Below are 13708 nucleotides of genomic sequence, written 5' to 3'. Positions count from 1 at the left end.
ACTTTTTTTAAGTTCTATACTATCCTGCTCCCGGATGCCTGACCTGCACAACAGCAGAGCGAAGGAGGGTCGTTCGCTTACTCATCGGTAATTCGCGGGTAAGCCGACATTCCCCGACGGCGCGCGGCGCGCACTTGCGCGTTGCGAATAGGTTCCATTAATCTCTTGTGGGGGTGCAGTGGGAGCGCTCCCATGACGGTTAATTGGGTTCCGCAACTTTCTGCAACTCAGCGCAACATTAGGATGGCGCTTATCGCGCCGGCCTTTTTCGGGTTGCCTTGGACCGTTCAAAGAAAGGCCACTCCGTGGCAGTGACGTCCACATCCACACCCGAGTCCGCGCCCCGTAGCTCCCTCGGCGGGCTCTCCCCCGCGCGCCAGGCGGCCCTCGCCCGCCTGCTCACCGCGCGTCCGAAATCCCCCATCCCCGTCGTCCCGCGCGACCAGGGCCCCCTCGCCTGCTCCTTCGAGCAGCGCCAGATGTGGCTCGGCGCCCAACTCGACGGCGTGGCCCCGGCCCCCAACGCCACTCTGGGGCTGCGGCTCGACGGCCCGCTCGACGTCCCGGCGCTGACCGCCGCCCTCGACGCCCTGATCGCCCGACACGAGAGCCTGCGTACCGTTTACGCGACTCCCGGCGAGCAGGCCGCCCAGACGGCGGGCTCCTCGACCGCGAACGTCCCGGCCCCGGGCGGCGACGAGCCGCTCCAGACGGTGCTCGACCCGTTCCCCATGCCGCTGGAGTTCCACGGCGCCCCCGACCTCGCCCAGGAGATCACCGCGGAAGCGGTGACCCGGCGGTTCGACCTGCGGAACGGGCCGGTCGTCGCGGCCACCCTCATCCGGCTGGCCGAGCAGTCGCACGCCCTGCTGGTCGTGTGCCACCACATCGCCGCCGACGGCTGGTCGATGGGCCTGCTCGCCGACGAACTGGCGACGCTCTACGGCGAGTTCCTCGGCGCGCGGACGCTCGGCACGGAGACGCTCGGCACGGAGACGCTCGCCGGGGAGGCGGCCGGGAGCGCCTCCGCCGCCCTGTCCGCGCTGCCTCCGCTGCCGGTCCAGTACGCCGACTACGCCGCCTGGTCGCGGGCCGAGCTGACCCCCGAGGCGGTCGCCCGGCGCACCGCCTACTGGCGGACGGCCCTCGACGGCGCCCCGGCGGTCGAGCTGCCGGTGCGGCGGGAACGGCCGGTCGCCGACGGGCGGCGTACCAGCACGAACTGGAGCCTGCTCGCCCCGGGCACCCTCGCCGCGCTGCAGGCCGCCGGCGGGCCGGGCACCACGCCGTTCACCGCCCTGCTGGCGGTGTTCTCGATGTTGCTGGCCCGCTACACCGGCGCCGAGGGGGTCACCCTGGCGACCACCAACGGCGGGCGCCGGCGGCGCGAGCTCGAAGGCGTCGTCGGGTGCTTCGTGAACGCGGTGCCGATCCACGGCGACCTGTCGGGCGACCCCGCGTTCCCCGAGGTCGCCGCGCGGATCCGGGCGGCCGTCGGCGGCGCGCTGAGCAACCAGCTGCCGCTGTCGGTGCTGGCCGACGCGGTCGGCCTGACGCTGCCGGTGAGCTTCTCCTTACGCGGCTTCCGCGACCAGCGCGGCGACTGGCCCGGCCTGACCGCCTCGATCTGGGACCACGAGGTCGACCACCAGGGCTACGAGTTGTCGCTGCTCGTCCACCTCGACGGCGACGTCACGGGGCTCGACTTCACCTACCGGCGCGACCTGCTCGACGACGAGGTCGTCGACCGCATGGTCGGCCACTACCACCACCTCGCCGCCCAGATCGCGGCGAACCCGTCGGCCACGCTGGCCGAGCTCGACCTGGTGACGCCCGAGGAGCGGGACACGATCTTCGGGACGTGGAACGACTCAGGGCGTCCGTACCCAGAGAGAGCGCTCCCTTTGTTGCTCGCGCAGCACCGGAACTCGACCGCGACCGCGGTCCGGTTCGCCGGCCGGGACGTCTCCCACGCCGACCTGCACGCCCGCGCCAACCAGATCGCCCGGCGGCTGCTGGCCGAGGGGGTCACCCCCGAGAGCACCGTCGGGGTGCTGCTCGACCGCTCCCCCGACCTGATCGCGTCGCTGCTGGGCGTGTGGCTGGCCGGGGCGGCGTACGTGCCGATGGACCCGGCGTTCCCGCCGCAGCGCATCGCCGACATGCTGGAGACGGCGGCCACCTCGCTGGTGCTGACCGAGCGCAAGTACCTGTCCCGGTTCGACGGCCCCACGGTCGTCGAGGTCGCCGCGATCGACGGCGACACCACGCCGGTCGACGTCGAGCCCGACCTCGACCGGCTGGCCTACCTGATCTTCACCTCGGGCTCGACCGGGAAGCCGAAGGGCGTCCAGGTCACCCACCGGGGGCTGGTCAACCACGTGTGGTGGGCCGTCGAGGAGCTCGCCTCCCGGGGCGAGGGCGGCGCGCCGCTGCTCGGGTCGGTCGCCTTCGACCTGGTCGTGCCCAACCTGTGGGCGCCGCTCGTGGTCGGCCAGGCGGTGACCGTGCTCGACCAGGACTTCGACATGGGCGAGCTCGGCGAGCTGCTCAGCGGCCGGGACTTCAGCTTCATCAAGCTCACCCCCGGCCATCTGGAGGTGCTGGGCCATCAGCTCGACGACGCCCGCGCCGCCGCGCTGGCCGGAGTGATCGTCGTGGCCGGGGAAGCCCTCCCCGGTTCGCTCGCCGACCGCTGGCTCGAGATCCTCGGCCCCGGACGGCTGATCAACGAGTACGGCCCCACCGAGGCCACCGTCGGCACGTGCGTCTATCCGGTCACCCACCGGCAGCACCACGAGGTCGTCCCCATCGGGGCGCCACTGCCCAACATGCGCATGTTCGTTCTCGACCCGCACCGCCGCCTGCTCCCCGCGGGCGTCCCCGGCGAACTGTACGTCGGCGGCGTCGGCGTCACCCGCGGCTACATGAACCGACCGGACCTGACCGCCGAACGGTTCGTGGAGTTCGAGGGTGAACGCGTCTACAAGACGGGCGACCGGGTCCTCTGGCTGCCCGACGGCAACGTGGCGTTCCTCGGCCGGTTCGACGACCAGGTGAAGATCCGCGGCTACCGCATCGAACTGGACGAGGTCAGGGCCGCGCTGCTCGACCATCCGGGCGTGCGCGACGCGGTGGCGGCGGTGCACGAGGAACGACTGGTGGCCTACTACGTGCCGGTCGCCGGACCGGTGCGGGGCCTGGAGGAGCACTGCGCGCTCCGGCTGCCCGAGTACATGGTCCCGGTGGTCTTCACCGAGCTCGACCGCATGCCGCTGAACGCCAACGGCAAGGTCGACCGCAAGGCCCTGCCCGTCCCGCGGGTCACGGCCTCGGCGGGACGCGAGCCCGGCACCGAGACCGAGCTCCTCATCGCGGGCGTCTGGAAAGAGGTCCTCAACGTCGAGACCATCGGCGCCGACGACGACTTCGTGGCCCTGGGCGGCCACTCGCTGCTGCTCATCCGCATGATCGCCAAGCTCCGCCAGACGATGCCCGACCGGCCGGTCAGCGTCGTCGACGCGCTGGCCAACCGGACCGTCGCGGCCCTGGCCGCGCTGGTCGACGGACCGGCCGAGGAGGAGCAGGGCCTGCTGGTCCGGCTCACCAAGCCGATCGCCGCACCCACGATGACGTTGGTCTGCGTGCCCTACGGCGGCGGCAGCGCGGTCGTCTACCAGGCGCTCGCCGACGCGCTGCCCAAGGGCGTCGCGCTCCAGGCGGTCGCCCTGCCCGGCCACGAGCTGGGCGTCGAGGAGGAGATCCTGCCCTTCGACGAGGCCGCCGCGCAGATCTGCGACGAGATTTTGGCCAAGGTCAAGGGCCCGCTGGTGCTGTACGGCCACTGCGTCGGCAGCGCCCTCACGACCGAGATCGCCCGCCGCGTCGAGGCGGCCGGCCGGGAGATCGACGCCGTCTACATCGCCGGCAGCTTCCCGTTCGCCGTCCCGACCAAGGGCCTGAGCGGCCTGCTGAACAAGCACTACTTCAACAACCGGCGGCTGCGGAACAACAACTCCGAGGCCAACTGGCTGCGCGCCATCGGCGCCGACCTCGACGGCCTGGGCGCCGAGGAGGTCGAGCGCATCGTCACCACCATGCGCTCGGACGCCAAGGCGGGCGAGGCCTACTTCACCCGGCTGATCGACGAGGGCGCGACCCCGCTGACCGCCCCGGTCATCTCGATCGTCGGCAGCCGCGACCCGATCACCGACTTCTACGAGGAGCGCTACCGCGACTGGCACGTCACCGCCAGGACGACCGCGCTCGTGGTGATCGACGAGGCGGGCCACTACTTCCTCCGCTACCGGGCCGAGGAGCTGGCGAAGATCATCACCACCGTGCACACCGACCTCGACGGCCCGCACGCCGCCGCAACGTGGCGCAAGGAGGCGGTCTCCCGCGAGAAGCCGCCCGCCGAGGCGACGCTCGGCCGGTTCCTGCGGGTGGCCACCGGCCAGACGGTGTCGATGGTCGGCACGGCCATGACCGAGTTCGCGGTGCCGATCTGGGCCTACCTGAAGACCGGCTCGCTGCTGCAGTTCAGCCTGTTCGCCATCATCGCCCTGGTGCCCGGCCTGGTGCTCTCGCCGCTGGTCGGCGCGCTGGTCGACCGGAGCGACCGCCGCAGGGCGATGCTCATCGGCGACGGCGCCTGCCTCGGCCTGCAGGCGCTCATGCTGGGGCTGCTGCTCACCGACACGCTCCCGATGCCCGCCCTGTACGGAATCCTCGTCCTGCTGAGCGTGGCGCTGACGGTGCAACGCCTGGCCTGGGCGTCGGCCGTGCCGCAACTGGCCCCCAAGCACTATCTCGGCCACGCCGGCGGCGTGCTCCAGCTGGGCAACGCGATCGGCCGCCTGATGGTCCCGCTGTTCGCGGTCGGGGTGCTGGCCGCGATCGGCCTGGACGGCATCCTGATCGCCAACGTCGTCTGCTACCTGTTCGCCGTCGCCGTCACCCTGATCACGCCGTTCCCCAAGGCCATGGCCTGGACGCGGCGGGAGACGGTCGGCGCGGAGATCCGCAACGGCTTCCGCTACCTGTGGCGGCGGCCGGGCCTGCGGGCGATGGCGATCACCATGTTCGCCGTCAACTTCTTCCTGTTCACCGCGTTCACGATGATCTCGCCGCTGGTGCTCTCGATGGGCGACCTGGGCGACACCGGGACCGTGGCCCTGGTCGCCGCCGCCGGAGCGGTGGCGGGCGGGTTCGTGATCTCGATCTGGGGCGGCCCGCGCCGCCGCCGGATGTTCGGCATGCTCTCGGCCGTGGCCGTCGTGGCGCTGTTCGCCTTCTCGATGGGCCTGCGGCCGTGGTTGCCGCTGGTCGCGGTGGGGGCGGCCGGCATGGCGCTGTTCATGACGATCAGCGACGGCATCTGGATCACGATCATCCACTCGAAGGTGCCGCAGCGTTACCACGCCCGTGTGATCGCCATCAACCAGATGCTCGCCATGTCGACGCAGCCGATCGGCCTGGCCGTGCAGGCCTGGCTGGCCGGGCTGGTGTTCGTCCCGCTGCTGCGCGAGGACGGCGCGCTCGCCTCGACGGTCGGCGCCGTGATCGGCGTCGGCGAGGGGCGCGGCATCGGCCTGCTCTATCTGATCTGCGGCCTCGCCATGGCCGTCACGATCGTGATCGCACTGAGGCACCGGGCGCTCCGGAACTTCGACCGGGACACCCCTGACGCCGAACCCGACGATCTGGTCGGTCTCGCAGAACTGAAGGGAACCTCCGCATGACCCCCACCGAATCCGCCGTCGCCGAGATCTGGACCGAGCTGCTCGGCCAGGCCCCGCCGTCGGTCGACGACGACTTCTTCGAACTCGGCGGCCAGTCGCTGACGATGGTCCAGTTCCTGGCCCGGGTCGAGGAGCAGTTCGGCGTCGAGTTACCCATCGACGTGCTGTTCGCGTCCGGGTTCACCGTCGCGGAGGCGTCCAAGGCGATCGACCAGGGACGGATCGCGGCCGTGGACGACGACGAGCTGGCCGCCCTGCTGAAGCAGCTCGACGGCATGTCGGACGACGAGATCAACGAACTGCTCTCCGACAACGCATGAGAGTCCTGCTCGCCCAGAACATGTTCCACCTGCCCAGCCACGGCGGGGCGAACAAGTCCAACCGGATCATGATGGAACAGCTCGCGGCGCGCGGGCACGAGTGCCACGTCGTGGCGCCGATGAGCGGGGCGTTGCGGGCGACGTCCACCGACGACCACGTGAGCTATCTCAAGGGTCTCGGCGCGGAGGTGACGTCGGCCACGCCCGACGCGCTGGTCTACGAGTACAACGGGGTGCGGGCCCACGTGGTGACCCGAGCGTCGCTGCTCGCGAAGCGGATCGGCGAGGTGGCCGCCGAGGTCTCCCCCGACTGGACGCTGGTCCCGTCGGACGACCCGGGTCTGATCGTTCTCGGGGCCGCGCTCAGGGCGGCCCCGGAGCGGGTGGTCTATCTGGCGCACACGCTGCAGCAGCTGCCGTTCGGGCCCGGGGCGTTCTACCCGAGCGCGGCCGGGACCCGGATGGTGAAGCTGGCGGCGTCGGTCGTGGCGGTGAGCCAGGCCGCGGGGGCGTACCTGCAGAAGTGGGGCGACATCTCGTCCACGCTGATTTATCCGCATATTTACGGAGATCCGCCAGAGCTGGCCGCCGGGGACCTGGTCACGATGATCAACCCGTGCGGCTACAAGGGCCTGAGCGTGCTGCTCGGCCTGGCCGACGCGCGGCCCGGCCTGCGGTTCCTGGCCGTGCCGACCTGGGGCACCACCGCCGACGACCTCGACGAGCTGAAGCGGCGGCCCAACATCGAGATCGGGCAGCCGTCCGACGACATCGACGACGTCCTGTCGCGGGCCAAGGTCCTGCTCATGCCCTCGCTCTGGGACGAGACCTTCGGGTACGCCTGTGTCGAGGCCATGGCCCGGGGGATCCCGGTGATCGCCAGCGCCGTCGGCGGCTTGTCGGAGGCCAAGCTCGGCGTGCCCTACTCGGTCCCGGTGCGCAGCATCGAACGCTACGAGTCGGTCGGCCAGGCCCGGCCGGTCCCGGTCGTGCCGGAGCAGGACCTCGGCCCCTGGCTGAACGCCCTCGACCCCGTCACGGGCGACGAGGCGCTGCACCGCCACCTGGCCCGCCGGTCGCGCAAGGCCGCGCTCGACTTCATCGGCTCGCTCGACGCCGGCGCCCTGGAAGCCCACCTCACCGCCCTGCGCCCCAACCGCCGCCTCGCCGCGCTGGCCGCGCTGGCGGCGGCCCGCGCGAAGGAGTCCCAGTCATGATCGGAGCGGTGCGGGAACGCACGCTGACGCCCGTCTCGGAAGCCGATCTGTCGCGGATGTTGCGCATCCGCCACTTCGAGAAGGCCCTGCTGCGCCTGTTCGAGCAGGGCCGCCTCAACGGCACCACGCACACCTGCCTCGGCCAGGAGCACGTGCCGGTCGCGGTCAGCGCCCTGCTGCGGCCCGAGGACCACGTGTTCAGCAACCACCGGGGGCACGGCCACTTCCTGGCCCGCTACGACGAGCCGCACGCCCTGCTGGCCGAGATCACCGGCCGCGAGGGCGCGCTCTGCAACGGGGTGGGCGGCAGCCAGCACATCTACCACGAGCGGTTCCTGTCGACCGGCGTCCAGGGCGAGTCGCTCCCGGTCGCGGTCGGGGTCGCGCTGCGGCACAAGCGGACCGGCGACGGGATCGTGTGCGCGTACGTCGGCGACGGCACCTGGGGCGAGGGGTCGGTGTACGAGGCCCTCAACATGGCCCAGTTGTGGGGCGCCCCGCTGCTGGTCGTGGTCGAGCACAACCGGATCGCCCAGTCGACCCCGACCGGGGCCCAGATGGCCGGGTCGATCGCGGGCCGCTGCGCCGGGTTCGGCGTGCGGCACGAGCGGGTCGAGTCGGTCGACGTCAACGTGGTGCGCGGCGCGCTGGCCCCGCTGGCCGACTACGTGCGGCGGGAGAAGCGCCCGGCGGTGTTCGAGGCGTCGGTCCACCGGGCCGGCCCGCACAGCAAGGGCGACGACACCCGGACCGCCGCCGAGCTGGCCGAGGCCGCCGCGGGCGACTGGTACGCCCACTACACGCGCGACTTCCCCGCGCAAGTCGCGGCGCTGGAGGAGATCGAGCGCGCGTTCATCGACGCCGCCGTGGAGAACGTGCTGGCCCGGCCCCTGTCGGAGTGGTCATGAGAGTCGCCGAACACCTGAACCGGTCGCTGCACGCGCTGATGGAGAGCGACCCGTCGGTGCACCTGCTGGGCGAGGACGTCTCCGATCCGTACGGCGGCGCGTTCAAGATCACCAAAGGGCTGTCGGACCGCTTCGGCCCGCGCGTGATGTCCACCCCCCTGTCCGAGGGGGGCATCGTCGGCGTCGGCGCCGGGCTGGCCCTCGCGGGCGACCGGGCCATCGTGGAGATCATGTTCGGCGACTTCGCCACGCTGGCCTTCGACCAGCTGGTGAACTTCGCGGCCAAGTCGACCACCATGTACGGCCGCCGGGTGGACGTACCGCTGATCGTGCGCCTGCCCACGGGCGGCCGCCGGGGCTACGGGCCGACGCACAGCCAGAGCCTGCAGAAGCACTTCATCGGCGTCCCGGGCCTGTCGGTCTACGAGATGAGCCCCTTCCACGACGCCGAGCGGCTGTTCGGCGAGATCTTCGCGAGCGGCACGCCGGCCGTGTTCTTCGAGGACAAGGTCCTCTACACCAAGCCGATGCTCAGCGGCGGCGACGGCCTGCACACCTTCGAGCTGCGCGACGGCTGGGCGGTGATCCGGGCCGAGGAGGACACCGAGCACGTGCTGCTGGCCCCGGGCGGCCTCACCGACCGCGCCGTCGCCGCCCTGCGCGACCTGCTGCTGGAAGACGAGATCGCCTGTACGTTGCTCGTCCCCGCCCGCCTCCACCCGCTCGACGTGACCCCGGTCGCCGACGTGCTCGCGGCGGCCAGGCGGGTGCACGTCGCCGAGGACGGCACCGCCGGGGGCACCTGGGGCGCCGAGGTGGCCCGGGTGCTGCACGAGCGGCTGTGGGGCCGGCTGACCGCGCCGATCACGCACATCTCGGCCCCCGACTCGATCATCCCGACGGCCGCGCACCTCGAGGCCCGCTGCACCGTCCAGCCCGCCGACATCCGAAGAGCCATAAACAAATGACCGAATTCCGCATTCCGAAGCTGAACAACAACGACGACAGCTACATCCTCGTGGAATGGCTCGCGGCCGACGGCCAGGAGGTGAAACAGGGCGACCCGCTCGTGGTGATCGAAACGTCGAAGACGGCGGAGGAACTGGAAAGTCCGGCCGACGGGACTTTGGTCATCCGGGTGCATTCCGGCGACTGCGCGCCGGGCGAATTGATCGGCGCGATCGGGGCGGCGGTCGAGGTGGCCGAACCGGTGATCCCGGAGGTGCCGCCGCTGACGTCCGGGGAGATCGACGTCGTCATCACCCGCCCGGCCCAGGCGCTGATCGAGCACCACGGCATCTCGCTCGACCGGGTGCGGGCGCTCGGCCGGAAGGTGATCCGGGCCGAGGACGTGGCGGCGCTGGCCGACCCGCGCGAGGTGATCACGCTGCCGAGGGCGCAGCGTCAGGCGGCCGACGTGGTGGTGTTGTCGCACCAGACCATCCCGGCGGCGTTCACGGCGGTCAAGGCCGACGTCACCGACACCGCCAAGCTCACCCGGGACCTGTCCAAGCACGCCCGGACCCTGATCGGGCTGTCGGAACTGCTGGTCAAGGCGGTGGCCGACCAGCGGGCCGAGTTCCCGCACCTGTTCGCCAGCTGGCTCGGCGACGGCCGGATCAGGCTCGCGGAGGGGTCGCACGTCGGGGTCACCATCGACGTCGGCAAGGGCCTGTTCGTGCCGGTCGTCCGCGACGCGGACGTGCGTCCGCTCGACGCGGTGGCCCGCGAGCTCATGGACTACCGGATGACCGCGCTGCGCGGCAGCTTCCGCGAACGCGACCTGGAGGGCGCCAACATCGCGGTCACCCTGCACGGCGAGGCGGGCGTGGAGTTCGCCATCCCGATCGTCTATCCCGGCCACGTGGCGGCGTTGTCGCTGGCGTCCACCCAGCAGGAGGTGCAGCGGGGCGATGAAGGTTTCATCGTCCGGCAGACGGTCCGGATCGGGCTCGCCTTCGACCACCGCGTCGTGAACGGCCGGGACGCCGCGCTCTTCCTCGGAGCGGTCAAGCGGTTGCTGGAGGAACCGCGCAGATGGTTGGAATAACGCGTCGTGGTGTATTTGTGCTGATGTCACTCAGCGCCGCCGGCGCCTGCGCCGCAGACCGACCGAGGAGAACCATGACGCCCGTACGCTTCCCGCGCGACTTCGTCTGGGGGGCGGCCACCTCCGCCTTCCAGGTGGAGGGGGCCACCAAGGAGGACGGCAGGGGGGTGTCGGTCTGGGACACCTTCGCCGCCACCCCGGGGAACGTCAGGGACGGCGACACCGGGGATCCGGGCGCCGACCAGTACCACCGCTTCGAGCAGGACGTCGAGCTCATGCGCGAGCTCGGCCTGGAGAGCTACCGCTTCTCGATCGCCTGGCCGCGCGTCCAGCCGACCGGCTCCGGCCGCCCCAACCTCAAGGGCCTCGACTACTACAAGCGCCTGGTCGACGCCCTGGTCGGGGCCGGCATCCGGCCGATGGTCACGCTGTTCCACTGGGACCTGCCCCAGGCCCTCCAGGACGAGGGCGGCTGGGAGAACCGCGACACGGCCTACCGCTTCGCCGAATACGCCGAGATCATGTACGACGCCCTGCACGTCCGCGACTGGCTCACGATCAACGAGCCGAAGACCGTCGTCGACTGCGGCTACCGCACCGGCATCCACGCGCCCGGCGTCCGCGACGACGACCGCGCCCTGGTCGCCTGCCACCACCTGCTGCTGGGCCACGGCCTGGCCAGCCGGATCCTGCACGACCGCCACCCCGGCCGCCGCATCGGCCCGGCGCTGAACCTCCACCCGACCTACCCGGCCGACGACTCGCCCGAGGCGAAGGAGGCCGCGCGCCGCCAGGACGCCCGCGAGAACCGCCTCTACCTGGAGCCGGTGTTCCGGGGGACCTACCCGGAGGAGGCCATGACCCGCCATGACATGATCATGGACGGCGACATGGAGATCATCAGCGAGAAGGTGGACGTGCTCGGCGTGCAGTACTACACCCCGCTCTTCATGGACGCCGAACAGCGGCGCGTCGTCCGCCACCCGGTCAGGGTGGCCGACTGGCTGGAGGACTACCCCGACGGCCTGCACGACGTCCTGCTGCGCGTCACCCGCGACCACCCCGGCGTGCCGATCGTCATCACCGAGAACGGCCTGGCGACCGACGACGCCGTCTCCCCCGACGGCGGCGTGCACGACGCCGACCGGATCGGCTACCTGCGCGGCCACATCGGCGCGATGCACCGCGCGATGAAGGCCGGCGCGAACGTCGAGGGATATCACGTGTGGTCGCTGCTCGACAATTTCGAATGGGCCGAGGGATACAGCCAGCGATTCGGCGTCGTGCACGTCGACTTCGAAACGCAGAAGCGAATTCCGAAAGACAGCGCCCTTTGGTACCGGGATCTCATCGAGACCGGCGAGCTACGGTGACCTGCTTCTTTTTCGTTGACTCTTCAGCCCAATTCACACTAGGTTGTGGGAGCGCTCCCACTCGGGTGGCCAGGAGGCTGCCGAGCTGGGCCGATCACGTGGCGCATACCCTTGACCTTGTCTCTCGGAGAAAGGACACCCCCCGTGCCCCAGTACACCCTCCTCGGCGGCGGCTACCGCGCGGAGCTGACCGAACTCGGCGGCGCCGTGTCAGCCCTCTCGCACGGAGGACGTGACCTGATCCCGAGCCGCCCCGTCGACGGGCCCATCGAGTTCTACAACGGCACCCTGCTCGCCCCCTGGCCCAACCGGGTCGTCGGCGCCCGCTACGTCTTCGCCGACGAGTGCTTCGAGCTGCCGGTGAACGAGCCCGACCGGGGCCACGCGCTGCACGGCTTCGTCTCCGACGCCCACTGGTCGTGCGTGGAGTTCACGGCGATCGAGGACCACCGCTCGTCGGCGGTCATGAAATACACGCTGGAGCCCCACCAGGGCTACCCCTACCGGCTCGCCCTGACCACGACCTACGTCCTCGACGAGTCGGGCCTGACGACCACGCTGAAGGCCGAGAACATCGGCGAGGCCGCCGCCCCCTACGGCTGTGGCCCCCACCCGTGGCTGCTGGCCGGCCCCGACGTGAGCGAATACACGTTGTCCCTCCCCGCCGGGAAGATCTTCCTGACCGACGAGCTGCTCGCCCCCACGGAGCTGGTCGCGGTCGACGGCACGGAGTACGACTTCCGCGCGCCCCACGTCCTGGGCGGGGTGGCGATCGACCACGCCTACACCGCCCTGACCGAGGGCCGCGTCGTCGTGAGCGGCCCCGGCGGCGGCGTGGCCGTCACGTGGGACCACGAGTCCCTGCCGTGGGTCCAGGTCTGCAACGGCGTGGGCCTGGGCTACAAGGGCGTCGCGGTCGAGCCGATGACCTGCCCGCCCGACGCCTACAACAGCGGCACCGACCTGATCGTCCTCAAGCCCGGCGACACGCACGAGGCGAGCTGGACGATCTCGGCGGCCTGACGACCCATGGACAGCAAAACGAAGCGGTCACTGACGACCGCCGAACTCGACGCGCTCGTCATCGGCGCCCTGGGAGCGGGCGTCGTGACGGCCGAGGAGCTGCCCGACGGCTTCGCCAACGCCGTCTGGCGCCTCGGCCTCGACGACGAGTCGCAGGTCGTCCTGAAGGTCGGCCCCCCGCCCGACCTGCCGCTCCTGACCTACGAGCGCGACCTGCTGCGCACCGAGGCCATGGTCTACCACCTGGCCCAGGGCACCGGCCTGCCGATGGCCACCCTGCTGCACGCGGGCTTCGACGACCCCGAGATCGGCGGCGACTGGCTGATCCTCTCGGCGCTGACGGGCACCCCGTGGAACCGCGCGGCGCCCGACCCGGCGCGCGACGCCGCCCTGCGCCGCGAGATGGGCGTCCACCTGGCCACCCTCCACCGCATCCCCGGCACCGGCGCCTACGGCTACCCCTACGCGGGCCTGACCGGCCAGACGTGGCGCGAGGCGTTCCTGAAGATGGTCGGCGCCATCCTCGACGACGCGGTGAAATGGGAGACCCGCCTACCGGCGACCATCCTCGACCTGGTCGGCGCCTTCCACCGCAACGCGGCGGCCCTCGACGACGTGCAGACCCCCTCCCTGGTCCACTTCGACATCTGGCCGGGGAACGTCTTCCTGACCCCCGACGGCACGGTCGAGGCCCTGATCGACCACGAACGGGCCTTCTGGGGCGACCCCCTGGCCGACTTCGTGACCCCGACCATCTTCGGCGACCTGACCGGCGACGACCCGATGCTGGCGGGCTACCAGGAGGGCGGCGGCCGGGCCGGCTTCACCCCGACGTCGCGGGTGCGTTTCGCGATGTACCAGGCGTACCTCTACCTGATCCTGCTGGTCGAGGACGGCCCCCGTCAGTACCCGGAGGCCGACTACGCCCGTCTCCGCAACGGCGCGACCGACGGCCTGGTCAGGGCGCTGGGCGTGCTGACGCGATAGTCGACCGACAGGGCGATTCATGAAATCTGCCCTGTCGGTTGCTATTTACCATGAAATCGCTCATTGAGAGCGGATCGGACATTTCT

At 71.1% G+C, this 13708-nt stretch carries 9 protein-coding genes; all 9 read left to right on the top strand.

Going from position 1 to position 13708, the window contains the following annotated elements:
- Positions 1-305 precede the first annotated feature (305 nt).
- The 9 genes from AW271_RS02560 (at position 306) to AW271_RS02520 (ending at position 13622) form a co-directional block, all read left to right on the top strand.
- On the top strand, positions 306-5744 hold the full coding sequence (locus AW271_RS02560; protein ID WP_169806262.1) for a non-ribosomal peptide synthetase/MFS transporter: 5439 nt from the start codon (positions 306-308) through the stop codon (positions 5742-5744).
- Positions 5741-6064, top strand: coding sequence for a phosphopantetheine-binding protein (locus AW271_RS02555; protein ID WP_062331086.1), 324 nt, complete (start codon positions 5741-5743; stop codon positions 6062-6064). The genes AW271_RS02560 and AW271_RS02555 overlap by 4 nt, the downstream gene beginning before the upstream one ends.
- The gene (locus AW271_RS02550; RefSeq protein ID WP_062331083.1) at positions 6061-7281 is read left to right on the top strand and encodes a glycosyltransferase family 4 protein; all 1221 of its coding nucleotides are present in this window, start codon (positions 6061-6063) and stop codon (positions 7279-7281) included. The genes AW271_RS02555 and AW271_RS02550 overlap by 4 nt, the downstream gene beginning before the upstream one ends.
- Entirely contained in the window at positions 7278-8189 is a 912-nt protein-coding gene (locus AW271_RS02545; protein ID WP_062331080.1) for a thiamine pyrophosphate-dependent dehydrogenase E1 component subunit alpha, read from the top strand. Before AW271_RS02550 ends, AW271_RS02545 begins: the two co-directional genes overlap by 4 nt.
- Positions 8186-9157: an alpha-ketoacid dehydrogenase subunit beta gene (locus AW271_RS02540; RefSeq protein WP_062331076.1), complete on the top strand. Its 972-nt coding sequence runs from the start codon at positions 8186-8188 to the stop codon at positions 9155-9157. The genes AW271_RS02545 and AW271_RS02540 overlap by 4 nt, the downstream gene beginning before the upstream one ends.
- Positions 9154-10239: a 2-oxo acid dehydrogenase subunit E2 gene (locus tag AW271_RS02535; RefSeq protein WP_062331073.1), complete on the top strand. Its 1086-nt coding sequence runs from the start codon at positions 9154-9156 to the stop codon at positions 10237-10239. The genes AW271_RS02540 and AW271_RS02535 overlap by 4 nt, the downstream gene beginning before the upstream one ends.
- A 74-nt stretch (positions 10240-10313) precedes the next feature.
- Positions 10314-11612 carry a GH1 family beta-glucosidase gene (locus tag AW271_RS02530; protein ID WP_062331071.1) on the top strand — a complete coding sequence of 433 codons (1299 nt, stop codon included), beginning with the start codon at positions 10314-10316 and terminating at the stop codon, positions 11610-11612.
- A gap of 144 nt (positions 11613-11756) precedes the next feature.
- Entirely contained in the window at positions 11757-12635 is an 879-nt protein-coding gene (locus tag AW271_RS02525; RefSeq protein ID WP_062331068.1) for an aldose 1-epimerase family protein, read from the top strand.
- 6 nt (positions 12636-12641) lie between these two features.
- Positions 12642-13622 carry a phosphotransferase family protein gene (locus AW271_RS02520; protein ID WP_062331065.1) on the top strand — a complete coding sequence of 327 codons (981 nt, stop codon included), beginning with the start codon at positions 12642-12644 and terminating at the stop codon, positions 13620-13622.
- Positions 13623-13708 lie beyond the last annotated feature (86 nt).

The sequence above is a fragment of the Herbidospora sakaeratensis genome (assembly GCF_001570525.1).
Lineage (GTDB): Bacteria > Actinomycetota > Actinomycetes > Streptosporangiales > Streptosporangiaceae > Herbidospora > Herbidospora sakaeratensis.
The sequence above is the reverse complement of the archived record's forward strand: the minus strand, read 5'-3'. Positions and strand labels throughout refer to the sequence as shown.

What these genes read in the sequence shown, in the direction of transcription:
- AW271_RS02555 (WP_062331086.1), top strand. Translation starts at nt 5,741, where the DNA reads ATGACCCCCACCGAATCCGCCGTCGCCGAGATCTGGACCGAGCTGCTC.
- AW271_RS02550 (WP_062331083.1), top strand. Translation starts at nt 6,061, where the DNA reads ATGAGAGTCCTGCTCGCCCAGAACATGTTCCACCTGCCCAGCCACGGC.
- AW271_RS02545 (WP_062331080.1), top strand. Translation starts at nt 7,278, where the DNA reads ATGATCGGAGCGGTGCGGGAACGCACGCTGACGCCCGTCTCGGAAGCC.
- AW271_RS02540 (WP_062331076.1), top strand. Translation starts at nt 8,186, where the DNA reads ATGAGAGTCGCCGAACACCTGAACCGGTCGCTGCACGCGCTGATGGAG.
- AW271_RS02535 (WP_062331073.1), top strand. Translation starts at nt 9,154, where the DNA reads ATGACCGAATTCCGCATTCCGAAGCTGAACAACAACGACGACAGCTAC.
- AW271_RS02530 (WP_062331071.1), top strand. Translation starts at nt 10,314, where the DNA reads ATGACGCCCGTACGCTTCCCGCGCGACTTCGTCTGGGGGGCGGCCACC.
- AW271_RS02520 (WP_062331065.1), top strand. Translation starts at nt 12,642, where the DNA reads ATGGACAGCAAAACGAAGCGGTCACTGACGACCGCCGAACTCGACGCG.